This window comes from Burkholderia cepacia ATCC 25416, from assembly GCF_001411495.1.
Lineage (GTDB): Bacteria > Pseudomonadota > Gammaproteobacteria > Burkholderiales > Burkholderiaceae > Burkholderia > Burkholderia cepacia.
This window is the reverse complement of sequence record NZ_CP012982.1, coordinates 3,172,275-3,195,998: the sequence shown is the minus strand read 5'-3', so window position 1 is coordinate 3,195,998 and position 23,724 is coordinate 3,172,275. Positions and strand designations below refer to the sequence as shown.

The window sequence follows — 23,724 nt, the reverse complement described above, 5'->3', positions numbered from 1 at the left end:
CAGCCGGGCTGCGACAGCCGGTCGCGGTTGGCGATCCGGTCGCATCGACTGCCCGCTTGCGGCGGTTTCGTTCGTGTCGACCGCGCCCGGCGGATACGCGCCTGTCTCCTGTCGATCGCCGAGCCTCGTTCGGTTCGCGACGATGCTGCCCCGGCGCCGGCGAATGCGCAAGACTTTCGTGGGCGCGGTTGACGACTCGTGGCCGACGCGGCACGCGGGTCCGCCGGGCGATCCGGGTGACCCGCGCCGCCCGTATTTCATGGTAATGTCGTGCGCATCCGGCCGGGCCGGGCTTCCGCCACGTGCCGTGCGGGTGCCGCCAGCCATCGCGATATCAAGCGACATCGTGTCGAGGTCAAAAACCATGGCAGTCAGGGCATCTCTCCTGCACTCCGTTCTCGCCACCCCCCCCTCCGGCAACCACCGTGTGACGGCCGCGCTGCGCCCGTCGATGCTCGTTACCCTGTTCGAGGACGTCCGACCGATGGCGCTCTCCGGGCTCGCGAGCGGCTTCGTCGCGGCCGTCGCGCTGATCCGGCTGCAGCAGCTCTGGTGCCTCGCGTGGCTGATCGTCGACGTCGGCCTGCTCATCGCGCGGCTCTCGATCGTGCGTGCGTACACGGTTCAACGCGACGGCGGCGACGACCGCGCCGAATACTGGGCAATGCGCTATGCGCCCGTGTCGCTCGTCGCGTGCTTCGTGCTCGGTCTCGGCGTGATGGGCTGCGTGCAGGCCGTCGACGTCGAGCTCGGCACGCTGTCGGTGATGGTCGCGGGCGGCGTGTTCGGCGGGATCGCGTCGCGCAATTCGGCGCTGCCCCGGCTCGCGATGTCGCAGGTCACGGTCGGCGTGCTGCCGATCGGCATCGGCGCGTTGCTGGCCCACCGGCCGGGGGCGTGGCTGCTGCTGCCGCCGCTCGTGATCTACCTCGCCGCGATGCGCACGGTCGTCCAGCGTCACTATCGCGTGCTCGTCGCGCTGATTGCCGCGCGCCAGCGCAACGCCGAACTCGTTGCGCGCTTCGACGCCGCGCTCACCTACATGCCGCACGGCCTGTGCATGATCGACGGCGAGCGCCGCGTGATCGTCGCGAACCGGCGCACCGCGCAACTGTTCGGCTCGCCGCGCCAGATCATGCTCGAAACGCCGCTGCCCGCCGTCGTCGCGGCGCTCGGCGCGAACGACGCGATCGATCCCGGCGGCGCCCGTCTCGCCGCGCAGTGCGAGATCTGGCTGGCCTGCGACGAACCCGCGCCGCTCGACCTGGTGCTCGCCGATGGCCGCCAGCTCGAACTGACGCGCCATCTCGTGCCGGACGGCAACGCGGTGATCATCGTCGAGGACGTCACCGCGCGCCGCCAGACCGAACAGCACATCCGGCATCTCGCGCGGCACGATGCGCTGACGGGTCTGCCGAACCGCCACGAACTGCATGCGGAACTCAAGCGGATGCTCGCGAGCCGGCCACACTCGCCGGAGTCCGGGCTCGCCGTCATGTATCTCGACCTCGACGGCTTCAAGGCGATCAACGACCGGTTCGGCCACCAGGCCGGCGACGACGTGCTGACGCAGGTCGCCGAGCGGCTCGGCAAGACGCTGCCGCCCGGCGAGCTGGCCGCGCGCATCGGCGGCGACGAATTCGTCGTCGCGATCGACGACGTGACGATGCACGCGTGCTCGCTCCTCGCGGCGCGCATCATCCGGCAGATCTCGGCGCCGTACACGCTGTCGATCGGCGAGACCGTGATCCTGGGGATCAGCATCGGCATCGCACTCGACGACGGGCACGGCTCCCCCGACGAACTGATCCGGCAGGCCGACAGCGCGCTGTACGACGCGAAATCGGCCGGCAAGGGCATCTACCGCTTCTATTCGAGCGGCAGCAGCCGGGTCACCCCGGCCACCGCGAGCTGACCCGGCCGCGCAGCCCTCTTTCTCCCGCGTCGACGCCTCCCGGCGATTCAATTCCGAAACGCTTTACGTGACCGCACGTGGCGTCGCGCGCTCGCGTGTCACGTGACGTGTTCCGTAACATCGGCGCCCGCCTCCCGTCACGTTGGCTGCAGAAGCCTGCACGATCGATGCAGCGCAGGGCTTTTCGAACCTGGCACTCTTATTGCTCCCTGTCAGGGAAACAGGTGGTCAGGGAGACCCAACATGAATACCGTCGAAGTCCTCAGCCGCAGCGAAACCATCGACGAACTGGATGTGATCGACGGCGCATCGCTGATCCGCCGGCTCGTTTCCGAGCGCCGCATGCCGGCCGCACGCGAAGCCCGATGCGTCGACAATCCGCCGCTGACGCTGTACGGCGCGTTTCGCCAGGGCATCGCCGATCACGCCGCGCGCCGCGCGAATCCGTATCGCGCCGGCAGCCGTTTCTGGGCACTGTGGGAAGAAGGACGTCTCGAAGCTGAAACATCGGGCCGGTAAGCCGCCCTTGCACGCCGGCCCCGTCGCGGCAAGGGCCGGCGCGAAACACCAGGCCCGAATGCGGCCGACCGGCATGCCGGCATGCGTTCACCGCTGCAACATCGCACCGGGTTCCGCGTATCGGCTTTGCAACTCACCCGCATGCCTCCATGCGCTTGCCGGCTGATGGCGTTCGGCGCTGCTCGCGCCGGGCGCGGCGCGCAGCGGTCGTTTCCCGATAAGATGGCAGATTCCGTTCATCGAACGATGCCGCCATGACCGCCTCCTCCTCACACCGCAATCCCATCCACTGCGAAATCGATCTCGACGCACAAGGCAAGCACGCGGGCTACCTGCGGCTGCCGCATTCCGTACACCGCTCGGCGTACGGCTGGCTGCCGATCCCGATCGCGTCGATTCGCAACGGCGACGGCCCGGTCGCGCTCGTGATGGCCGGCAACCACGGCGACGAGTACGAAGGCCAGATCATCGTGTCGCAACTGATGCGCGAGATCGAGCCCGGGATGGTCAGCGGGCAGCTGATCCTGCTGCCGATGGCGAATTTCCCGGCGGCGGACGCGGGCCTGCGCGTGTCGCCGCTCGACCAGGGCAACCTGAACCGCAGCTTCCCCGGCGACCCGGCCGGCACGCCGACGCAGATGATCGCCCACTACATCGAGCATGTCCTGCTGGCGCGCTCGCAGTATCTGGTCGACCTGCACTCGGGCGGCAGCTCGCTGCTGTACCAGGGCGGCAACATGCTCGCGATCGACCCGCTCGACGCCGACGAAGCCGCGAAGCTCAACGGGCTGCTGGTCGCGTTCGGGTTGCAGAACGCGCTGCTGCACGCGCCGAATCCCGTGCACTCGGCCTCGGCCGCGCGCCGCCAGGGCGCGATCTCGATCGTGACCGAACTCGGCGGTGCCGGCATGGCCGACCCGTCGCTGATCCGGCTCGGTCGCCACGGGCTGCTGCACTACCTCGGTTACATCGGCCTGCTGCGCGGCGCGCTCGTGCCCGACGCGCCGCCCACCGTCACGCGCTTCATGCGTGTCGACGGCGATCGCCACTTCGTCTATGCGTACGAGCGCGGGCTGTACGAGCCGCTCGTCGAACTCGGCGACCAGGTGAAGGCCGGGCAGCCGGCCGCGTGGGTGCACTTCCCCGATACGCCGCTGCGCGAGCCGGTGCTGCACCGCTTCAAGGGCGACGGCGAAGTGGTGTGCAAGCGCGTGCCCGCGCAGGTGCAGCGCGGCGATTGCCTGTTCCAGCTCGCGGAATTGTCGGCCCCGCCGAGCATCGGCCAGACGGCCTAAAACCGGATCCATCTCCTTTCCATGCGGTCTGCCAGTCATGGCGGACGGCATGCGCTCGCCATTAACCAACTTGACAAATTAACTTACTTGGTTAATATCGCGAATGGAAAAGAGAAGGCCTCATTGCAAGCTGCCCCTCGTCAAGGCGCTGGTCGAATCCGGCCAGGTCCGGTTGACCGCGAGCGCGGTACTCGGCGCGCGGCAGCTGGGTTTCACGGAACGGGAGGCGCTCGATGTCGTGATGTCGCTGACCGACCTCGACTTCCACAAGAGCATGACGACGTACGCCGACCACACGATCTGGCAGGACGTCTACCGGCCGTTGACGGTGCGTGGCGACGTGTACCTGAAACTGACGGTGATCGACGATGTGCTGATCGTGTCTTTCAAGGAGCGATGAAAATGAAGTGTCCTGCATGCGGTGCTGCGAAGCTCGTCCGCGACACGCGCGACATCCCTTATACCTACAAGGGCCGGTCGACTGTCGTCCGCGCTGTCACCGGCGAGTTCTGCCCGGCCTGCGGGGAATCGGTGCTGGATCTCGACGAAGCGACCCGTCTCGGCGAAGCGATCAGCGAGTTCAACAAGCAGGTGAACGCCACCATCGTCGACCCGAATTACATCGCGAAGGTGCGCAAGAAGCTGAAGCTCGACCAGCGCGAGGCGGCCGAGCTTTTCGGCGGCGGCGTCAACGCGTTCTCCCGTTACGAAACAGGCAAGACGAATCCGCCGCTTGCCCTCGTGAAACTGCTGAAGATCCTCGATCGTCATCCCGATCTGCTCGCCGAAGTCCGGGCCGCATAGGCGCTCGCATGTCGGCATCGCACCGGCGCGTGCATCGGCTTCGATGCACGCGCATGCACCCCGTCATCGCCACCCCACTCCCGCTGCGAGCCTTCTGACGTCCGCCGCGAAATCCTTATCGAAATTGCTTCGTTCGCCTTTGCCGGTCGCGCCGCTAACGTGTTCAAAACGGCGGCGGCCCGCCATCTGCATCCCAGCAGGACACGCACCGGCCGCCGCCATCACGACAACCGCGTCGCGATAACGGAACAGACCGGACGGGCCGCGTGCCCGCACCCCGCCAGGAACGTCCGCATCGCGCGCCCTTCGCGATGCCCATGGCCACGACCGACCGCATCATCGACACGACGCCGCTCGACGTCCGCGCGCAACCGCTGATCGACGCACTGATCGACGAGTATTCGACCCGTTACAACGCGTATCGCCCCGACAGCCACGCGTCCGCACGCGAAGAGCTCGCGCGCTACCCGGCCGAACTGTTCGCGCCGCCCGAAGGCGCTTTCGTCCTGCTGCTGCGCGACGGCGAGACGATCGGCGGCGGCGCGTTCAAGCGCTACGACGCGCAGACCGCCGAGCTCAAACGCATCTGGACCCGCGCGGACCTGCGCCGCCAGGGCCTCGCACGCATCATCGTGGAGGCACTCGAACTGCGCGCCGCGCAGCAGGGCTATCGCCGCATCTACCTGACTACCGGTTTTCGCCAGCCCGAGGCATGGGCGCTGTACGACCGCACCGGCTATACGCGGCTGTTCGATTCGTCGATCGCCCCCGAGGTGCATTACCACCTGCGGTTCGGCAAGGATCTCGCCGATCCGTCGCGCACGTCGACGCTGGCCGACCTGTGGGCGCCCGTGCCCGAACCGGCGCTGCCGCGCTGACCGCCGCCGCGCCCCCGCCCTCCTCCGATTACCGCTTGCCACCACAGGACGCTTTCATGCAACGAGCCGTACCGTTCTCTTCCCGTGCCGCGCGCACGCTGGCCACCGCGTTGATTGGCCTGACCGCGTTCGCCGCAGCCGCGGTCGCGGCCGCCGCCACGTTCGACTTGAGCCCCGAACAGCGCGGGCGCCCGCGCGGCGTGGCCGATGCGGCAGTCGAGCGAGCGGTGCCCGCGTCGTTCAAGTTCGCCGAACCCGGCACGCTGACGATCGGCATCGCACCGAGCCTGCCGCCGATCAGTTCGTATGCAACCGATGCTCGCACGGTGATCGGCTTCGACGCCGACGTCGGCCAGCTCGTGTCCGACAGCCTCGGCCGCAAGCTGAAGATCGTCGCGCTCGCGTGGGCCGACTGGCCGCTCGCGCTCGAATCCGGAAAAGTCGACGCGGTGATCTCGAACGTCACCGTCACCGAGGAACGCAAGCAGAAGTTCGATTTCTCGACCTACCGCAAGGACCAGGTCGGCTTCTACGTGCGCAACGACAGCAAGATCCAGGCGATCCGCGAGCCGAAGGACGTCGCGGGGCTGCGTATCGTGACCGACGCCGGCACCAACCAGGAAAAGATCCTGCTCGCGTGGGACCGCGAGAACGTCGCGCACGGGCTGAAACCCGTGCAGATCCAGTACTACGACGATCAGGCGATGCGCATCGTCGCCGTGCAGTCGGGCCGTGCCGATGCCGTGTTCAGCGTGAACTCGGTGCTCGCGTACCAGAGCGCGCAGCAAGGCAAGACGCGGCTCGTCGGCGCAATCAGCGGCGGCTGGCCGCGCACGGCCGACATCGCGATCGCGACGCGCCGCGGCAGCGGGCTCGCCGATCCGCTGACCGTCGCGCTGAATGGGTTGATCAGGAACGGCCGCTACCAGCAGGTGCTCGACCGCTGGAACCTTGCGTCCGAGGCGATCGACCAGTCGCGCACGAATCCACCCGGGCTGCCGAAGAGCTGAGCGCCACGCCCGCCCTTCGTCCCGTCACGCTTACTTCACGCTCACGCAGGAACGCCGCCCACCATGTCTTACTCGCTTTCGTTGCTGGACAAGAGTCCGATCGCCGACGGCGCGAACGCCGCCGACGCGCTGCGCTTCACCACGACGCTCGCGCAGCGCGCCGAACAGCTCGGCTACGAGCGCTTCTGGGTCGCCGAGCATCATGGCACGCAGGCCTTCGCGAGCTCCGCGCCGGAGATCGTCGTCGCGCACCTGCTCGCGCACACGTCACGCATCCGCGTCGGCTCGGGCGGCGTGATGCTGCAGCACTACAGCCCGTTCAAGGTCGCCGAGACGTTCAAGGTACTGGCCGCGCTCGCGCCGGGCCGCGTCGACCTCGGCATCGGCAAGGCGCCCGGCGGGTTGCCGCTGACCACGCGCGCATTGCAGTGGTTCCACGACAAGGCGCGCAAGCCGGACTTCGCGGGCCAGCTCGCGGAACTCGACGCGTTTCTCGGCTGGGGCGTGGCCGAGGATCACCCGCTCGCCGGCGCGGTCGCGCTGCCCGTGCCGCCGCAGGCGCCCGAACGCATCCTGCTCGGCGGCTCGCCGGACAGCGGCGCGCTCGCCGCGCGCAACGGCTGGCGCTTCTGCTACGCGGGGCATTTCAACGGCGACGACGCGAACATCGAACGCTCGCTCGACGCGTATCGCAGCGCGGGCGGCACACGGCCGCTGGTCGCGCTGTACGCGGTGGCCGCGCCGACGCGCGACGAGGCCGAGCAACTGATCGGGCCGCTGAAGATCTTCAAGCTGCAACTCGCGGGCGGGCAAAGCTTCAACCTCCCCAGTGCGCAGGCGGCCGCCGAATTCGCGCGGCAGAGCGGCGCGTCCGACTACCGCATCGACGAGCTGCGCCCGACGGTGCTGGCCGATACCCCCGAGCGCGTGCACCACGCGCTCGACGCGCTGAGCCGGCGGCTCGACGTCGACGCGTTCGTGATCGATTCGCCGGTGACCGACTACGCGGCGCGGCTCGCATCGGCCGAATGGCTCGGCGGCGCGCTGTCGGCCACGCCGTTGCAGGCGGCCCTCGCGGCCGACCGCTCCCTTTCCCCTGACCAGAACGCGTGACGCTCCCATGACGACCCGACGATCGATTCCTTTCGGCCTGATGCTGCAAGGCGCAGGCAGCCACATGAACGCATGGCGGCACCCGAGCAACCCGCCGGACGCGAGCATCAACCTCGATTTCGCGATCGGCATCGCCCGCAAGGCGGAAGCCGCCGGCATCGCCTTCGCGTTCGTCGCGGACGGCCTCTACATCAACGAGAAGTCGATCCCGCACTTCCTGAACCGCTTCGAGCCGCTGACCGTGCTGTCGGCGCTCGCGGTCGCGACGAAGAAGATCGGGCTCGCGGGCACGATCTCGACGTCGTACAGCGAGCCGTTCACGGTTGCCCGCCAGCTGGCGTCGCTCGATGCGATCAGCGGCGGGCGCGCGGGCTGGAACGTCGTGACGACGCCGCTCGAGGGCACCGCGAAGAACTTCGGCAAGGTGCATCCCGATCATGAGCTGCGCTACGAGATCGCCGACGAATACCTCGACGTCGTGCAGGGCCTGTGGGACAGCTGGGACGACGACGCATTCGTGCGCGACCGCGCGACCGGCCGCTTCTTCGATCGCGACAAGCTCCACACGCTCGACCACCACGGCCGCTTCTTCCAGGTCGCGGGCCCGCTGAACATCCAGCGGTCCCCGCAGGGGCAGCCGGTGATCTTCCAGGCCGGCTCCTCCGACACCGGCATCGGGCTCGCCGGAAAGTACGCGGATGCCGTGTTCACGCATTCGCCGTCGCTCGACGAGACGGCCGCGTTCACGCGGCGCGTGAAGCAGAGCGCGATCGAGCACGGCCGGCAAGGCAGCGACGTGAAGGTCTTCCCCGGCATCGGGCCGATCGTCGGCCGCACGGCTGCCGAGGCCGAGGAAAAATACCAGGCGATCCGCGACCTGCTGACGATCGACGAGGCACTCGCCTACCTGGGCCGCTATTTCGATCACCACGATTTCACGCAGTACCCGCTCGACGCGCCGTTTCCGGAACTCGGCGAGCTCGGCCGCAACAGCTTCCGCTCGACCACCGACCGGATCAAGGCCGACGCGAAACAGAAAGGCCTGTCGCTGCGCGAGACGGCGCTCGCGGTCGCCACGCCGCGCCCGAACTTCATCGGCACGGCCGAGCATGTCGCCGACGAGCTGATCCGCTGGCACGACGCGGGCGCCGGCGACGGCTTCATCCTCGGCTTCGCGGTGCAGGCGCAAGGCGTCGACGATTTCGTCGAGCTCGTGATCCCGGCGCTCGAGGCGCGCGGCCGCTACAGCCGCGACCTGCCCGGCGCGACGCTGCGCGACCACCTCGGCCTGCCGCGCAAGGCAAGCCGTCACGCGGTGCCTGACGCGTCGCCCGAAACGGCGGCCGAAGCGCACGCCTGACACCCGCCGCCGCGCCGCCCGTGCGCGGCGCGTCCGCCCGACCGATTCGAGGATTTCCACCGACATGAGCGACACGACCCACCTCGGCGGCGCGCTGCCGCCGCTTTCTTCCCCCGGCGCGCGCGACGCCGGCACGCGTTTCCGGATCGTGCCCGCGCGCCACCGGTCGCGCACGGCCGGCACCGTGCTCGCCGTCGCGCTGATCGCGATCGTCCTGCATTCGATACTCGGCAACCCGCAATGGGGCTGGCCGGTGTTCGCCGAATGGTTCCTGTCGCCGCCGGTGCTGTCGGGGCTCGCGCGCACGCTGGTGCTGACGCTGCTCGGCGCGGTGTTCGGCTTCGTGCTCGGCGCGTTCGTCGCGCTGGCCCGGCTGTCGCGTTCGCGGCTGCTGTCGGCGAGCGCGTGGGCCTTCGTATGGCTGTTCCGCTCGATTCCGCTGATCGTGCTGCTGCTGATCCTGAACAACCTCGGCTACCTGTACGAGCATGTGCGGCTCGGCGTGCCGTTCACCAATATCGTGTGGTTCGACACGCCGACCACCGACCTGATCAGCCCGTTCCTCGCGGCCGTGCTCGGCCTCACGCTGAACCACGCGGCATTTTCCGCGGAAGTGATTCGCGGCGGCATTCTCGCGGTCGACCAAGGGCAGCTCGAAGCGGCGGCCGCGCTCGGCCTGCCGCGCGGCCGCCAGACCACGCGGATCGTGCTGCCGCAGGCGATGCGCGCGATCCTGCCGACCGCGTTCAACGACCTGATCTCGCTCGCGAAAGGCACGTCGATGGTCTACGTGCTCGCGATGCCTGAGCTGTTCTATACGGTGCAGGTGATCTATCGCCGCAATCTCGAAGTGATTCCGCTGCTGATGGTCGCGACCGTCTGGTATCTGATCATCCTGACCGTGCTGTCGGCGATCCAGGTGCAGGTCGAGCGCCACTATGCACGCGGCGCGCTGCGCAACCCGCCGCCGTCCGTCGTCACGTTCGCGCTCGCGCGCCTCGGCGTGCTGTGGCGGCGTGTCAGGTCCCGCCGCGATGATTCGCTCGTACGCGCCGAAGGCGAGGCCGATACGGTGGCCGTCGCGCCACGCGCCGGCGGCGAAGTGGCCGTGCATGGCGTATCGAAGCAGTTCGGCATGCAGCGCGTGCTCGACAACGTCTCGTTCGTCGCGCCGCGCGGCAGCGTGACCGTGATCGTCGGGCCGTCGGGCTCGGGCAAGTCGACGCTGCTGCGCACGATCAACCATCTCGAACGCGTCGACGACGGCTTCATCGACATCGACGGCGAACTGATCGGCTATCGCCGCGACGGCGACGTGCTCTACGAGCTGAAGGAGCGCGACGTGCTGACACGGCGCACGGCCGTCGGGATGGTGTTCCAGAACTTCAACCTGTTCCCGCACCTGACGGTGCTCGAGAACCTGATCGAGGCACCGGTCGCCGTCGGCGGCGTCACGCGCGACGCCGCCGAGCGCATCGCCCGCACGTTGCTCGCTCGCGTCGGTCTCGCGGACAAGGCCGATGCCTATCCACGCCAGCTCTCCGGCGGCCAGCAGCAGCGCGTCGCGATCGCGCGGGCGCTCGCGTTGCGCCCGAAGGTGCTGCTGTTCGACGAACCGACTTCCGCGCTCGACCCGGAACTCGTGAACGAGGTGCTCGACGTGATCAAGGAACTCGCGCGCTCGGGCACGACGCTCGTGATCGTCACGCACGAGATCGGCTTCGCGCGCGAAGTCGCGGACAACGTGCTGTTCATGGAGCGCGGGCGCATCGTCGAATCCGGGCCGCCGGCCGTCGTGCTCGACGCGCCGACGCATGCGCGCACGCGCGCGTTCCTGTCGCGGGTGCTGTGATGCGCGCCGCTGCCGATTCCCGAGGGGCCGCACGATGACCGACCGACGCCAGTTCATGACCGCCGCGCTGGTCGCGGCAGCGGGCTTGCCGTGGCGCGCGGCGCATGCGGCCGCCGCGACGGCCGACCTCGACCCGCGCCAGGCGGGCCGCGTACGTGCCGAACGCGACGACGCGGCGATCCGCGCGGCAGCCGGCTACCGCTGGGTACACGACGGCGCATTCACGGTCGCGATTTCACCGCACGCGCCGCCCGTGTCGACCTACGCGACCGACGCGCGCACCGTGGTCGGCGCCGATCCGGACTATGCGCAGCTCGTCGCCGATGCGCTCGGCCGCACGCTCGTGCTGGTGCCGATCGCATGGGCCGACTGGCCGCTCGGGCTGACGTCCGGCAAGTACGACGCGGTGATCTCGAACGTCGGCGTGACCGAGAAGCGCAAGGAGAAATACGATTTCACGACCTACCGGCTCGGGCTGCACGGCTTCTACGTGCGCACCGGCAGCCCGATCGCAAAGATCGCCGAGCCGAAGGACATCGCCGGCCTGCGCATCATCACGGGCGCGGGGACGAGCCAGGAACGCATCCTGCTCGAGTGGAACAAGCGCAACGTGGCGCAGGGGCTGAAGCCGGCCGAGCTGCAATATTTCGACGACGATGCGGCGGCGCGCGTCGCGCTGCTGTCGGGCCGCGCCGATGCCGAGCTGAACCCGAACGCGTCGCTCGCGTACGAGGCCGCGCGCACCGGCAAGATCCGCCGTGTCGGCGTCGTCAATGCGGGCTGGCCGGCCAACGCCGACGTGGCGATCGCGACGCGGCGCGGCAGCGGGCTCGCGCCCGCGCTGACGCTGGCGACGAACGCGCTGATCGGCAGCGGCCGCTACGGACAGGCGCTCGCGCGCTGGGGTTTGCAGAGCGAGGCGATCGCGCGTGCGGAAACCAATCCGCCGGGATTGCCGTCGTTCTGAAGGCCATCGATACTCGACCACCCGAACGACATCGCCCCGGCATCCCGCAACGGGAATGCCGGGGCGAATCGAAGCAGCCCTTGCGTCGTAACGACGCGATGCGCCTACGCGGACACCGCCGCGTGATAGCGGTCGAGCTCCGCGACCTGCGCATGAATCGCCGGAATCAGGTGGCGCCCGTAATCGAGCGCATCGTCGAGCGGATCGAACCCGCGAATCAGGAACGTCGATACGCCGAGCCGGTAATACGCCCCGAGCGCACGCGCGACCTGCTCGGGCGTGCCGACCAGCGCGGTCGAATTCCAGCGCGCGCCGGTCAGGTTCGCGACGCCCATCCACAACCGCTCGTCGAGCACGTCGCCCTGCGCGGCGGCGGCCATCAGCCGTTGCGAGCCCGCGTTTTGCGGCGCATGGCCGTCGATCGGCTGGCCGTTCGCGAGCCGCGCCGCGCGCACGCGCTCGCGGATCGCCTCGGCCTTCTCCCACGCGGCCGCCTCGGTATCGGCGACGATCGGCCGGAACGACACGCTGATGCGCGGCGCACGCCCGAACGGCGCGGCGGCCGCATGCACCCGCGCGATCTGCTCGCGCACCGACGCGAGCGGCTCGCCCCACGTCATGTAGACATCGGCATGCTCGCCCGCCACCGCCAGCGCGGCCGGCGACGAGCCGCCGAAATAGATCGGCACATGCGGCCGTTGCGCGCCCTTCACGAGCGGCGACGCGCCGCGCAGCCGGTAGAACGGGCCATCGTGGTCGACCGGCGCGTCGGCCTGCCAGATCCGTTTCAGCACGTCGAGATACTCGCCGGTGCGGCGATAGCGCGCGTCGTGCGGCACGAAATCGCCGTCGCGCTGAAGATCGGCATCGTCGCCGCCCGACACCACGTTCAGCGCGAGCCGGCCGCCGCTGAACACGTCGAGCGTCGCGATCTGCCGCGCGGCGGCCGACGGCACGATCACGCCCGGCCGGTGCGCGAGCAGGATGCGGATGCGTTCGGTCGCGGCGGCCGCGAACGACGCAACGATGAAGCCGTCCGCCGCGTTGCTGAAATGGCCGACCAGGATCTGGTCGAAGCCGGCGGCCTCGTGCGCCTGCGCGAAGCGGCGCACGTAGTCGGGCTGGACGGCGGCGCCGCCCGGTACGTCGACCTCCGCGCCGGGCGTCGCGGTGATCATGCCGATGATGTCGACGGGCATGTCGATGGTCCTTCTCGTTGTCGATCGGAAATGGCTGCGCGTTGCCGCACGCTCACTGCGCGGCGGCCGTCTTCTGCGCGGGCGCGGCGAACGCGCCCGCATACGAGCGGTCGAGCAGCTTCGCCGTGTCGTACGCGGTCGGAATCACGCCGGCCTTGTGCAGGAAGTCGGCGGTGTTCTGCGCATCCTTCGCGGCCGTGTCGTCGACGGGGCCCACGCGCTGGTGCGCATTGTTGAGCCAGCGGTACGCGACGTCCGGCTCGAGCTTCGCGCGCTTCGCCCACAGGTCGGCATACTCGCGCGGATGGCTGTCGACCCATTGGCGCGCGGCCACCACGCGCTTCAGGAAATCGGTGATCTCGGCGCGCTTGCCCGTTGCGGCCTGCTCGTTCGCGGCGACGAAGCTCAGCGCGGGCATCAGCCCCTGCGCGGTCGTCACGGGCCGTGCGCCCTGCCGCAGCGCGAGCGTGCTGACGAACGGCTCCCACAGCGACACGGCGTCGACCGAGCCGTTCGCGAGCGCGTTGGTCGCATCGATCGGCATCAGGTACGCGTACTTGACGGAATCCGCGCGCAGGCCGGCGTGTTCGAGCGCGCGCAGCACGAGCTGCTGGCTCCACGCGCCGCGCCAGACGGCGATGGTCTTGCCCTGCAAGTCGGCGACGGTGCGCACCGGCGAGTTCTTCGGCACGAGGATCGCAACGCCGTCGAGGCTCTGCCGCGACACCGCGACGACTTTCACCGGCGCGCCGCGCGCGGCCAGCGTGAGCAGCGCGGAATCGCCGAGGAAGCCGACGTCGATCGCATTGCCGTTCAGGCTTTCGGCGACGGGCGCGGCGGCCTGGAAATGCTTCCACTCGATCGTGTAAGGCAGGTCCTTCAGCACGCCGGATGCCTCCATCGACGCCTGGATGTTGAAGTAGTTCTGTTCACCGACGCGCAGCGTGACGGTGTCTTTGGCCATGCCTGGCTGCGCGGCAAGCGCCAGCAAGAGTGCCGTGACGATTCGGCTCAGCAACGTGATCTCCCGGAAGGTTGGCGGGCGCCCGCGCGATGGCGGCGCCACGTGATCCGCCGTGCCCGGCGGCCGGCGGAACGGATGGAACCGGTGAAGATACGTCGATCCGCACCATGAAACAAACGCAATATTCTTCTATGCAAAGATGCAAATGTTTTATGACACGGCCCGTATCGCCGGATGCCGCCCGCCGCCCGTCCGGGAACCCGGTTCGAATGAATCCTCGACACATATTTCGTGCGCGAAATAAATCCCGGACTATATTTCGCATACGAAATAACTACCTGGAACGAGGACGGCCATGACCTCCCAACCCATCGAGTTTTCCGCCGCCGACGGCTACGCGTTGCACGGCACGCTGTGGACGCCGGACGCGGCACCGCGCGCGCTGGTGCTGATCCATCCGGCGACGGCCGTGCCGGAGCGGCTGTATGCGGGCTTCGCACGCTTCCTGACCGAGCGCGGTTTCGCGGCGCTCACCTACAACTATCGCGGCATCGGTGCATCGCGGCCCGCGCGCCTGGGTGCGCTGCGGGCCCGCATGCGCGACTGGATGGAGCTCGACGTGGGTGCCGCGACCGCGTGGGCACGGCAGGCCTATGAAGGGGTGCCGCTGCTGGCGGTCGGGCACAGCGTCGGCGGGCACGCGATCGGGCTGTCCGCCGCCACGCCGCACCTGCACGCGGCCGTGCTCGTCGCCGCGCATGCGGGCAGCACGCGACTGATCACGCAGGCGGCCGAACGCGTGAAGGTGCGGCTGATCCTGCGTGTGCTCGGCCCGCTGATGTCGGCGCTGCTCGGCTACGTGCCCGGCAGGCGGCTCGGGCTCGGCGAAGACATGCCGGCCGGCGTGTTCCGCGAATGGAGCCGCTGGACGACGCTGCCGCACTATTTCTTCGACGATCCGACGCTCGGCGCGGCCGAGCGCTTCGCGAAGCAACGGTTGCCGATTCTCGCGCTCGGCTTCGACGACGATCCGTGGGCGAACCCGGCCGCGATCGGCCTGCTGGTAAGCTATCTGACCCGCGCGCAGGTCGAACGCCGCCAGATCGATCCGCGCGCGGCGGGCAGCGGCCCGGTCGGGCACATGGGCTTCTTTCGCAGTCGGCCCGGCACCGTGCTGTGGCCCGACGTGGCCGACTGGCTCGCGCGGGCACTCGACGCACCACGCACCGCGGGCCGCCCCTCCCTTTCCATTGCAGCCGGGAACCCAGCTTGAGCGAAGACCGACGACTGTTTTTCATGTTGAACATCGGCCAGCGGCGCGTGCAGCGCTGGATCGACCGCAAGGCCGAAACCGAGACGCGCGCGAGCGCCGCGCAGGCCGGTGCACTGTTCTGTCTCGCGAAGCAGGACGGCGCGCTGATCGGCGAAGTCGGCGCCGCGCTGCAGCTCGCGCCGTCCGCGATGACGGGCCTCGCCGACCGCATGGCAAAGGCCGGCCTCATCACGCGTCACGCCGATTCGGACGACGGCCGCGCAACGCGGCTGTACCTGACCGACGACGGCCAAGCGGCGCTCAAGCGCGCGCGCGTGCTGCTGCGCGAGCTGAACGGCAAACTGTGCGACGGGTTTTCCGACGCCGAACTCGACGTCGTCGCGCGCTGGCTGCACGCGTTGCAGGATCGCTTTCCGGCCGAACGCTGAACCGCGCCGACGGCGCACCGCATCGGCACGAATCCGCATAATCGATAGCGATTCCGATTCGTGCTTTCGATTCGGTTTCCGAACTTTCCGGCGGAAAATCTTGCGTCCCGGAAGCGCTGTTTCGGCAACGCTTTCCGGCTACGTACTGTTACAAAAAATTGCCTCCCGCGCCGCATACCGATCGCCTACATTCAATCCACTTCGACGCATTCGCCGTATGCACGGACTGGCCTTCCCGTCGCGTCCGCCTCCCTGGACGCACCCGACAAGCAATGAAAACCAAGAGGTGTCTTGACCGACGTGCTGGCGGCATCCAGCACACGCGGATTGCGATGACCGAAACGGCTTCCTGAACGACACGATCCGACGCGCGGCACGGCATCCGTTGCCGCCGCGTACCGGTGCGCGACGTGCCGCTCCATGCCGCGCCATCGCCGCCGCACGTCAACGAGGAGCAGTCCATGCGACGTTCGACCGTATCCCACTCGCTTATCACCGGCCTGACCCGCCTCACCCGCCTGTCCGCCGCGACAACCGTGGCAATGGCCGCCGCCGCGGCCGCGCATGCCGACCCCGTGGTCGTGTCCGGCCCGAGCCCGTTCGCCGCCTGCACCATCGGCGGCCCCGGCACGAACTACGTGAACGCCGAGGTCGAACCGTGGCTGTCGGTCAACCCGGCGAACCCGATGAACATGATCGGCGTGTGGCAGCAGGACCGCTGGTCGAACGGCGGCGCCCACGGGCTCGTCGCCGGCTACACGTTCGACGCGGGCGCGACCTGGGCGCGCACGCCGCAGCCGTTCAGCGCATGCGCGCCGGGCGGGCTGAAGTACGAGCGCGCGTCCGATCCGTGGGTATCGTTCGGGCCGGACGGCACCGCGTATTCGGTATCGATCTCCTTCAACCAGTCGAACAATGCCAACGCGGTGGCCGCGTCGGTGTCGACCGACGGCGGGCAGACCTGGAGCAGCCCGGCCGTGCTGATCGCGAACGACGAACCGACGACGCAGTTCTTCAACGACAAGGAATCGGTGACGGCGAACCCCGTGAAGGCCGGCACGGCCTACGCGGTGTGGGACCGCCTCGAGCTGCCGAACGGCAACCCGTACGCGAACCTGCATACGCACGCATACCGCGGGCCGACGCTGTTCTCGAAGACGACCGACGGCGGCAAGACGTGGAGCGCCCCGAAGGTGATCGTCAACGTGCCGTCGCGTCAGCAGACGATCGGCAACCAGATCGTCGTCGATCCGAAGAGCGGCACGCTCTACGACTTCTTCGACCTGATCCAGCCGCCGTTCAGCAAGGCAGCCGGCAAGGTCGCGTTCATCAAGTCGACCGACGACGGCGCGACGTGGACGAAGCCGCAGGTGATCGCGGGGCTGCAGACGGTCGGCGTCACCGATCCGAACACCGGCGAGCCCGTGCGCACCGGCGACATCATTCCGGAACCCGCGATCGATCCGGCCTCGGGGCAGCTCTACGTGGTGTGGCAGGACAGCCGCTTCAACGGCGGCACGTACGACGAGATCGCCGTATCGACGTCGAAGGACGGCGGCGCGACGTGGAGCACGCCGCAGCAGTTGAACACGCCGACCGGGCGCCCCGCGTTCAATCCGTCGGTGCGCGTCGACAACACGGGCGCCGTGATGGTCACCTACTACGACTTCCGCGACCTGCAGGCCGGCAACACGACGACGCTGCCGACCGGTTTCTGGCGCAAGATCTCGCATGACGGCGGCACGACGTTCGCCGACGAGCGGCGCGTCGGCGGCCCGTTCGACATGAAGCTCGCGCCGAACGCGGAAGGCTTCTTCATCGGCGACTACCAGGGGCTCGACGTGATGCCTTCGTCGTCGTTCCATCCGTTCTTCGTGCAGACCAGCGCGGGCAACCTGACGAACCGCACCGACGTGTTCTTCGCGCCGTGATGCACGCGTGAGCGCAGCGCTGCCGCGACGTCCGTCGCGTCGCGGCAGCGGGCCCGAATGCGCTTTAGTGCATGTCGGTGAGCACGATACGACCGTCGACTTTCCCTTCGCGCAGCCGCGCGAATATGTCGTTGATGTTGCCGAGCCGGTCGCGATGGATATGCGCGCGCACCAGCCCGTCCGCCGCGAAATCGAGCGACTCCTGCAGGTCGCGCCGCGTGCCGACGATCGACCCGCGCACCGTGATGCCGTTCAGCACGCTCGAGAAGATCGGCAGCGGGAAATCGCCCGGCGGCAAACCGTTGAGCGCCACCGTGCCGCCGCGCCGCACCATCCCGAGCGCCTGCGCGAACGCGCTGCGCGACACGGCCGTGACGAGCACGCCGTGCGCGCCGCCGATTTCCTTCTGGATCACTTTCGCGGGATCGTCGATCGACGCATCGATCGTCAGCTGCGCGCCCAGCTCGCGCGCGAGTGCGAGCTTGTCGGGCGAGATGTCGACGGCCGCGACGTGCAGGCCCATCGCACGCGCGTATTGCACGGCCACGTGGCCGAGCCCGCCGATACCGGAAATCGCGAGCCACTGGCCCGGACGCGTATCGGTGACGCGAATGCCCTTGTAGACGGTCACGCCCGCGCACAGGATCGGCGCGATCTCGTCAAACGCGACCTGCGCCGGCAGATGGCCGACGTAATCGGGATCGGCCAGCACGTATTCCGCATAGCTGCCGTTGACCGAATAGCCGGTGTTCTGCTGCCCGTGGCAGAGGGTTTCCCAGCCGGTGTGACAGTACTCGCAGTGACCGCATGCCGTGTAGAGCCAGGGCACGCCGACGCGGTCGCCCTCGCGCACGTGCGTGACGCCCGCGCCGACCGCCGCGACGACGCCCACGCCTTCGTGTCCGGGAATGAACGGCAGCGTCGGCTTCACGGGCCAGTCGCCGTCGGCTGCGTGCAGGTCGGTATGGCAGACGCCCGACGCCTTGATGTTGACGAGGATCTGGCCGGGGCCCGGCGTCGGGATCGGCACTTCCTCGATGCGCAACGGCTCGCCGAACGCGTGCACCACGGCCGCTTTCATGGTTTGAGTCATGCGTCGCTCCTGTCTGGTCGATGAGCGCACCAGTATCCGGGCTCGAACCCGGAACGCATTGATACGCGTCAACGGGGCAGGAATCGTGCGCGCCGGTGGCGAATTCACGGCGGGACATCTCGCGCAAGCTGCCGCTGCGCCGCCGGGTCGACGGCCCGCCTCTGCTTTCGCAGCCATTTCAGCCGTTTGTCGGAAACCCTGTGGCCGGCCGCCGTTTTGCTTGGAATTTGAAATGATATAACATATCATTTTACGTTCTCGCCCACCTGAAGCCGCTTTGAAGCCGCTTCATCCCGGTGGCCGGGTTACGCCGAGTCATATCCAGACGGGTCACTGCGCGCCGCAGACGCAACAATATATCGTATCCAGCCGTGACCCGCATGGCTCGCCTTCCGATCGGATTCCAACCCATTCCAATTGATTCACCGACCATGCGCGACCTCCCTCGTCTACCGCTTCGCCCGCTCTCGCCCGTCTCGCTGATGCTGTTCGCCGCCGTCGCGCACGCGCAGGCCGATACGCCCGCCTCGCCGACACCGACGCAAACCACTGCGCTCGCGCCGATCTTCGTGACCGCGAACCCGCTCGGCGACACCGACCTGATCTCGCCGACCGCGCAACTGTCCGGCGACGCGCTGACGCGCCGCCAGGCCGATTCGCTCGGCGAGACGCTGAACGGGCTGCCCGGCGTGTCGACCACCACCTACGGGCCGATGGTCGGCCGCCCGATCATCCGCGGGATGGACGGCGACCGGATCCGGCTGCTGCAGAACGGCGTCGCGGCCTACGACGCGTCGTCGCTGTCGTACGACCATGCGGTGCCGCAGGATCCGCTGTCGATCGAGCGCGTCGAAATCGTGCGCGGGCCGGCCGCGCTGCTGTACGGCGGCAATGCGGTGGGCGGCGTCGTCAACACGATCGACAACCGGATTCCGCGCGAGGCGATCGAAGGCGTGACGGGCGCGCTCGACGCGCGCTACGGCGGCGCGAATTCGGTGCGCGCGGGCGCCGCGCAGGTCGAAGGCGGCAACGGCCGCTTCGCGTTCCATGTCGACGCGTTCGACCGCGAAACGAGCAAGCTGCGGATTCCCGGCTATGCGCGCAGCAGCCAGCAACGCGCGATCGACGGCCCCGACACGCCGCAACCGTACGGCAACGTGCCGAACAGCGACGGCCGCGTGCATGGCGGCGCGGTCGGCGCGTCGTACACGTGGGCCGACGGTTTCGCGGGTCTGTCGTACAGCGGCTACGAGTCGAACTACGGCTCCGTCGCCGAGGACGACGTGCGCCTGCGGATGCGCCAGGAACGGCTCGCGCTCGCCTCCGAGATACGCAACCTGAGCGGGCCGTTCACGAAGCTGAAATTCGACTTCGCGTACACCGACTATCGCCACAAGGAAGTCGACAACGGCGAGACGGCCACCACCTTCCGCAACCGCGGCTACGAGGCGCGCATCGAGGCGCGGCATCGCAGGATCGGCCCGTTCGAAGGCGCGATCGGCGTGCAGTTCGGCCAGAACACGTTCTCCGCGCTCGGTGACGAATTGCTCGTGCCGTCCACGCGCACGAACAGCGTCGCACTGTTCGGCCTCGAGGAATGGCAGGTCGTCCCGGCGCTCAAGCTGAGCCTCGGCGGGCGCTTCGAGCACGTGAAGGTCGATCCCGATCCGGCCGGCGTCGAGAAATTCGCGGGAGCGCAGCCGCGCGACTTCAATGCCGGCAGCGTCTCGGCCGGCGCGCTGTTCTCGCTGACGCCCGTGTGGTCGGTGGCGGCCAACGTCGCATACACCGAACGTGCGCCGACCTTCTACGAGTTGTATTCGAACGGCCCGCACGATGCGACCGGCCAGTTCCTGATCGGCAACCCGAACGCGTCGAAGGAAAAGGCCGTGTCGACCGACCTGTCGCTGCGCTACGCGAGCGGGCCGAATCGCGGCAGCGTCGGCGTGTTCTACAACCGCTTCTCGAACTACCTGACCGAGTACAACACGGGCCGCGTCGTGGACGACGACGGCGAACCCGTCGCGCCCGGTACCGACGGTTCGCTCAACGAGGCGATCTACCGTGGCGTGCGCGCCGAGTTCTACGGCATCGAGCTGGACGGCAAGTGGCGCGCCTTCGCGCGGCGCGGCCATACGGTCGACCTGGAGCTGACGGCCGACTACACGCACGCACGCAACGTCGATACGGGCCAGCCGCTGCCGCGCATCGCGCCGCTGCGCGCGACGCTCGCGGCCGACTACGGCTACGGCCCGTTCGGTGCGCGCGCGCAGGTCACGCATGCGTGGTCGCAGCATCGCGTGCCCGACAACGACTTTTCGACGGACGGCTACACGTCGCTCGGCGTGATGCTGACCTACAAGTTCCGCGTCGGTGCGACGCACTGGCTCGCGTACCTGCGCGGCGACAACCTGACGAACCAGGAAATCCGCTACTCGACCTCGGTCGTGCGCGGCCTCGCGCCGGAAGGCGGCCGCAGCGTGATGGCCGGGTTGCGCACCACGTTCTGACCCTCTCACGGCCCGCGGCGCCCGCCGCGGGCCGCTTTGCGGCGCCCCCGCTCCGTCGCGAATTTCCGCTTTCCGGACTTTACCGCCCATCGCGCGACACATACCGACGACGCGCACCGATTCCCTCCCCAATTAGGGCGCAAGGGAATTCCACTTTATTCACCCATAAATAAAAACAAATTCATCAGACGATTATTAGCAAAAAGATCTCTTTTGCCTCGCCTGATAAAACCGGTTTCAAATTCCACGTATAAACCTTTGAATCACGGGCGCCTCGGTTCTTTCTGCCCGGGTTCGAGCAAACCCATCCGAAAAGGATTCCAGCGCTAAAAAAACTAATATCAGGGTTTTCGAAGGGTAAAGAATCATTCGGTATACCCGTTAATGCCGGCACGAGCCCGTATCTGGTCGAACAATAAATTCAATTTGCCAACCACACGCGCAGGGGCACAACGTGAATATCGCCAGAATGAGCATCAAGACAAAACTCCTTGGCGGCTTCGGCCTGCTCGCCGCGGTCGTCGTGATCGTGTCGGGCGTGGCACTCAAGGCGCTATCCGATACGAACGCCGAGTTTTCCCGCTACATGAACGGCATCAACGCGCGGGCGAACCAGTCCGCGCAAATCCGAACTGCGGTCGACCGGCGCGCGATCGCGGCGCGCAACATCGTGCTCGTGACCAAACCGTCCGATCTCGAGCTCGAACTGGCCGAGGTGAACCAGGCGCACAAGGACGTGCAGGAACATCTCGCGAAGCTCAAGGAGATGATGGCGAACGCGACCGACACCTCCGATCGCGCGCGCGAACTGGTGGGCAACATCGCCCGCATCGAATCGAGCTACGGGCCCGTCGCGCTGCGTATCGTCGGGCTCGCGCAAGCCGGCAAGAAAGAAGAGGCGACCGCCGACATCGACGACAACTGCCGCCCGCTGCTCGCGCAGCTCGTGCGCGCGACCGATGCCTACGCGAGCTATACGCATGAACGCGAACTCGCGATCGCCCAGCAATTCGCGGATCGTTATGCGATGGAGCGCAACCTGCTGGCCGGCATCTGCCTGATCGCGGTCGCGGTCGCGGCCTGCGGCGGCCTGTGGCTGACACGCAAGATCACGGTGCCGATCGGCTCGGCCGTGGACGTCGCGCGCACGGTCGCGAACGGCGATCTCGGCAGCCGCATCCACGTCAGCGGCAACGACGAGACCCGCGACCTGCTCGAAGCGCTGCGGACGATGAACGAGCGGTTGATCGGCATCGTCGGCCGCGTGCGCGATTCATCGAACAGCATCGCGCATGCCGTGAGCGAGATCGCGTCGGGCAACCTCGACCTGAGCCAGCGCACCGAGGAACAGGCCGCGTCGCTGCAGGAAACCGCCGCGACGATGGAGGAATTCACGTCGACGGTGCGGCTGAATGCCGAGAACGCGCAACAGGCGAGCGCGCTCGCCGCGAATGCGTCGGATGTCGCGCATCGCGGCAGCTCGGTGGTCGGCCGCGTGGTCGACACGATGACGGAAATCGGCCATAGCTCGTCGAAGATCGCCGACATCACGGGCATCATCGAAGGCATCGCGTTCCAGACCAACATCCTCGCGCTGAATGCGGCCGTCGAAGCGGCTCGGGCGGGCGAACAGGGCCGCGGCTTCGCGGTCGTGGCGAGCGAGGTGCGCAGTCTCGCGCAACGCTCGTCGACGGCGGCAAAGGAGATCAAGGAACTGATCAACGCGTCGGTGCAGACGATCCGCGACGGCTCGGCGCTGGCCGGCGAAGCCGGCAAGACGATGTCGGACGTCACGCAGGCTGTCGCGCGCGTGACCGACATCATGGGCGAGATCGCGGCCGCGTCGGCCGAGCAGAGCCGCGGCATCGACCAGGTGAACCTGACGATCACGCAGATGGACGAGACGACCCAGCAGAACGCGGCGCTCGTCGAGCAGGCCGCGGCCGCATCGAAGTCGCTCGAGGCGCAAGGTCGCGAGCTGTCCGAAACGGTCGCCGCGTTCCGGATGCCGTCCGGCACGCACGTGACGTCGTCGGGTGCGCACGCGCAGGAACCCGCCGCGCATCACTGGCAACCGGCCGCCGCGTAACGGATACCGAAAGGAGACGACGATGCGCACGCGGTTTCGCCGGTTCGCCTGCGTCACGCTTGCGCATACCGCGCGATGCGCTGTGCATCGTCGCCGTCCGGCTCGAACCGTTCGCACGCGCGCCGTCGCGCGTCTCCTCTCCGATTCGCGGCACGCGTGCGTGTAGCTCGCCCGTCGGCGTAGCCGCGTCGTCGCCGGTCGTTTGTACCGACCGGCGCGGCATCGTGCGCGTGTCCGGCAACGCGCATCGTCACGGACGATCGCGCGCGATGCCCGTCCTCCGCATGCCATCGCGCACGCCGCGATTGCAGCGTTGCGCAAGTTTCGATCCCGGCCATGTATCGCGCGTTGCCACACCGGCGACATGGAGATAACGCAGCGTTCGCTCGCGCATCGCTCGCCGACGCAGACTTTTAAAACGAACGAATGACGAGTATGCTTAAAAAAGCACTCCGCGTTCGGACGGCGAATCGCGTGCCCTGACTCCCGTCCGATCGTATTGCGGCCCCATCGCTTCGCACACC

The 23,724-nt window shown here is 68.2% G+C and carries 19 protein-coding genes; 16 read left to right on the top strand and 3 right to left on the bottom strand.

The genetic code is table 11. The annotated features are described in order from the left end of the window. The first annotated feature begins 364 nt into the window (after positions 1 to 364). The 11 genes from APZ15_RS31535 to APZ15_RS31480 all read left to right on the top strand — a co-directional run bounded on the left by APZ15_RS31535 (position 365) and on the right by APZ15_RS31480 (position 11,713). Complete coding sequence (locus APZ15_RS31535) at positions 365 to 1,915, top strand: sensor domain-containing diguanylate cyclase (protein ID WP_027791637.1); 1,551 nt, start codon at positions 365 to 367, stop codon at positions 1,913 to 1,915. Positions 1,916 to 2,158: 243 nt separating this feature from the next. Further along, entirely contained in the window at positions 2,159 to 2,434 is a 276-nt protein-coding gene (locus APZ15_RS31530; RefSeq protein ID WP_027791638.1) for a hypothetical protein, read from the top strand. Between the two features lie 254 nt (positions 2,435 to 2,688). Further along, positions 2,689 to 3,729, top strand: coding sequence for a succinylglutamate desuccinylase/aspartoacylase family protein (locus APZ15_RS31525; RefSeq protein WP_027791639.1), 1,041 nt, complete (start codon positions 2,689 to 2,691; stop codon positions 3,727 to 3,729). 103 nt (positions 3,730 to 3,832) lie between these two features. Then, positions 3,833 to 4,129, top strand: coding sequence for a type II toxin-antitoxin system MqsR family toxin (locus APZ15_RS31520; RefSeq protein WP_027791640.1), 297 nt, complete (start codon positions 3,833 to 3,835; stop codon positions 4,127 to 4,129). A gap of 2 nt (positions 4,130 to 4,131) precedes the next feature. Next, positions 4,132 to 4,533, top strand: coding sequence for a type II toxin-antitoxin system MqsA family antitoxin (locus tag APZ15_RS31515; protein WP_027791641.1), 402 nt, complete (start codon positions 4,132 to 4,134; stop codon positions 4,531 to 4,533). A gap of 317 nt (positions 4,534 to 4,850) precedes the next feature. Beyond that, positions 4,851 to 5,411 carry a GNAT family N-acetyltransferase gene (locus APZ15_RS31510; protein ID WP_027791642.1) on the top strand — a complete coding sequence of 187 codons (561 nt, stop codon included), beginning with the start codon at positions 4,851 to 4,853 and terminating at the stop codon, positions 5,409 to 5,411. A 56-nt stretch (positions 5,412 to 5,467) separates the two neighbouring features. Further along, positions 5,468 to 6,421 (top strand): ABC transporter substrate-binding protein, encoded by a 954-nt coding sequence (locus APZ15_RS31505; protein ID WP_027791643.1) that lies wholly within the window; start codon positions 5,468 to 5,470, stop codon positions 6,419 to 6,421. 63 nt (positions 6,422 to 6,484) lie between these two features. After that, complete coding sequence (locus tag APZ15_RS31500) at positions 6,485 to 7,534, top strand: LLM class flavin-dependent oxidoreductase (protein ID WP_027791644.1); 1,050 nt, start codon at positions 6,485 to 6,487, stop codon at positions 7,532 to 7,534. A 7-nt stretch (positions 7,535 to 7,541) separates the two neighbouring features. Continuing rightward, positions 7,542 to 8,894: an LLM class flavin-dependent oxidoreductase gene (locus APZ15_RS31495; RefSeq protein WP_027791645.1), complete on the top strand. Its 1,353-nt coding sequence runs from the start codon at positions 7,542 to 7,544 to the stop codon at positions 8,892 to 8,894. 64 nt (positions 8,895 to 8,958) lie between these two features. Next, positions 8,959 to 10,746: an amino acid ABC transporter permease/ATP-binding protein gene (locus tag APZ15_RS40145; protein ID WP_081040837.1), complete on the top strand. Its 1,788-nt coding sequence runs from the start codon at positions 8,959 to 8,961 to the stop codon at positions 10,744 to 10,746. A 34-nt stretch (positions 10,747 to 10,780) separates the two neighbouring features. Further along, positions 10,781 to 11,713 carry an ABC transporter substrate-binding protein gene (locus APZ15_RS31480; protein WP_027791646.1) on the top strand — a complete coding sequence of 311 codons (933 nt, stop codon included), beginning with the start codon at positions 10,781 to 10,783 and terminating at the stop codon, positions 11,711 to 11,713. A gap of 104 nt (positions 11,714 to 11,817) precedes the next feature. On the opposite strand, the gene APZ15_RS31475 is transcribed toward APZ15_RS31480, so the two are convergent. Further along, positions 11,818 to 12,912, bottom strand: a complete 1,095-nt coding sequence (locus APZ15_RS31475) for an LLM class flavin-dependent oxidoreductase (RefSeq protein ID WP_027791647.1) — start codon at positions 12,910 to 12,912, stop codon at positions 11,818 to 11,820. 52 nt (positions 12,913 to 12,964) lie between these two features. Further along, positions 12,965 to 13,876 (bottom strand): ABC transporter substrate-binding protein, encoded by a 912-nt coding sequence (locus tag APZ15_RS31470; protein ID WP_049117255.1) that lies wholly within the window; start codon positions 13,874 to 13,876, stop codon positions 12,965 to 12,967. A 355-nt stretch (positions 13,877 to 14,231) separates the two neighbouring features. Between APZ15_RS31470 and APZ15_RS31465 the strand changes: the two genes are divergently transcribed. The 3 genes from APZ15_RS31465 to APZ15_RS31455 all read left to right on the top strand — a co-directional run bounded on the left by APZ15_RS31465 (position 14,232) and on the right by APZ15_RS31455 (position 17,508). Then, entirely contained in the window at positions 14,232 to 15,149 is a 918-nt protein-coding gene (locus APZ15_RS31465; protein ID WP_027791649.1) for an alpha/beta hydrolase family protein, read from the top strand. Beyond that, on the top strand, positions 15,146 to 15,577 hold the full coding sequence (locus APZ15_RS31460) for a MarR family winged helix-turn-helix transcriptional regulator (RefSeq protein ID WP_027791650.1): 432 nt from the start codon (positions 15,146 to 15,148) through the stop codon (positions 15,575 to 15,577). The genes APZ15_RS31465 and APZ15_RS31460 overlap by 4 nt, the downstream gene beginning before the upstream one ends. 461 nt (positions 15,578 to 16,038) lie before the next feature. After that, the gene (locus tag APZ15_RS31455; RefSeq protein ID WP_027791651.1) at positions 16,039 to 17,508 is read left to right on the top strand and encodes a sialidase family protein; all 1,470 of its coding nucleotides are present in this window, start codon (positions 16,039 to 16,041) and stop codon (positions 17,506 to 17,508) included. A 64-nt stretch (positions 17,509 to 17,572) separates the two neighbouring features. Here APZ15_RS31455 and adhP read toward each other — a convergent pair whose 3' ends face one another. Then, the gene (gene adhP, locus APZ15_RS31450) at positions 17,573 to 18,601 is read right to left on the bottom strand and encodes an alcohol dehydrogenase AdhP (protein WP_027791652.1); all 1,029 of its coding nucleotides are present in this window, start codon (positions 18,599 to 18,601) and stop codon (positions 17,573 to 17,575) included. 431 nt (positions 18,602 to 19,032) lie between these two features. On the opposite strand from adhP, the gene APZ15_RS31445 reads away from it, so the two are divergent. Continuing rightward, positions 19,033 to 21,111 (top strand): TonB-dependent receptor, encoded by a 2,079-nt coding sequence (locus APZ15_RS31445; protein ID WP_226153222.1) that lies wholly within the window; start codon positions 19,033 to 19,035, stop codon positions 21,109 to 21,111. A gap of 469 nt (positions 21,112 to 21,580) precedes the next feature. Then, complete coding sequence (locus tag APZ15_RS31440) at positions 21,581 to 23,200, top strand: methyl-accepting chemotaxis protein (RefSeq protein ID WP_027791654.1); 1,620 nt, start codon at positions 21,581 to 21,583, stop codon at positions 23,198 to 23,200. Positions 23,201 to 23,724 lie beyond the last annotated feature (524 nt).

What these genes read in the sequence shown, in the direction of transcription:
- APZ15_RS31535 (WP_027791637.1), top strand. Translation starts at nt 365, where the DNA reads ATGGCAGTCAGGGCATCTCTCCTGCACTCCGTTCTCGCCACCCCCCCC.
- APZ15_RS31465 (WP_027791649.1), top strand. Translation starts at nt 14,232, where the DNA reads ATGACCTCCCAACCCATCGAGTTTTCCGCCGCCGACGGCTACGCGTTG.
- APZ15_RS31470 (WP_049117255.1), bottom strand. Translation starts at nt 13,876, where the DNA reads ATGGCCAAAGACACCGTCACGCTGCGCGTCGGTGAACAGAACTACTTC.
- APZ15_RS31520 (WP_027791640.1), top strand. Translation starts at nt 3,833, where the DNA reads ATGGAAAAGAGAAGGCCTCATTGCAAGCTGCCCCTCGTCAAGGCGCTG.
- APZ15_RS31495 (WP_027791645.1), top strand. Translation starts at nt 7,542, where the DNA reads ATGACGACCCGACGATCGATTCCTTTCGGCCTGATGCTGCAAGGCGCA.
- APZ15_RS31440 (WP_027791654.1), top strand. Translation starts at nt 21,581, where the DNA reads ATGAGCATCAAGACAAAACTCCTTGGCGGCTTCGGCCTGCTCGCCGCG.
- APZ15_RS31455 (WP_027791651.1), top strand. Translation starts at nt 16,039, where the DNA reads ATGCGACGTTCGACCGTATCCCACTCGCTTATCACCGGCCTGACCCGC.
- APZ15_RS31510 (WP_027791642.1), top strand. Translation starts at nt 4,851, where the DNA reads ATGGCCACGACCGACCGCATCATCGACACGACGCCGCTCGACGTCCGC.
- adhP (WP_027791652.1), bottom strand. Translation starts at nt 18,601, where the DNA reads ATGACTCAAACCATGAAAGCGGCCGTGGTGCACGCGTTCGGCGAGCCG.
- APZ15_RS31445 (WP_226153222.1), top strand. Translation starts at nt 19,033, where the DNA reads ATGCGCGACCTCCCTCGTCTACCGCTTCGCCCGCTCTCGCCCGTCTCG.
- APZ15_RS31500 (WP_027791644.1), top strand. Translation starts at nt 6,485, where the DNA reads ATGTCTTACTCGCTTTCGTTGCTGGACAAGAGTCCGATCGCCGACGGC.
- APZ15_RS40145 (WP_081040837.1), top strand. Translation starts at nt 8,959, where the DNA reads ATGAGCGACACGACCCACCTCGGCGGCGCGCTGCCGCCGCTTTCTTCC.
- APZ15_RS31525 (WP_027791639.1), top strand. Translation starts at nt 2,689, where the DNA reads ATGACCGCCTCCTCCTCACACCGCAATCCCATCCACTGCGAAATCGAT.
- APZ15_RS31480 (WP_027791646.1), top strand. Translation starts at nt 10,781, where the DNA reads ATGACCGACCGACGCCAGTTCATGACCGCCGCGCTGGTCGCGGCAGCG.
- APZ15_RS31530 (WP_027791638.1), top strand. Translation starts at nt 2,159, where the DNA reads ATGAATACCGTCGAAGTCCTCAGCCGCAGCGAAACCATCGACGAACTG.
- APZ15_RS31515 (WP_027791641.1), top strand. Translation starts at nt 4,132, where the DNA reads ATGAAGTGTCCTGCATGCGGTGCTGCGAAGCTCGTCCGCGACACGCGC.
- APZ15_RS31505 (WP_027791643.1), top strand. Translation starts at nt 5,468, where the DNA reads ATGCAACGAGCCGTACCGTTCTCTTCCCGTGCCGCGCGCACGCTGGCC.
- APZ15_RS31475 (WP_027791647.1), bottom strand. Translation starts at nt 12,912, where the DNA reads ATGCCCGTCGACATCATCGGCATGATCACCGCGACGCCCGGCGCGGAG.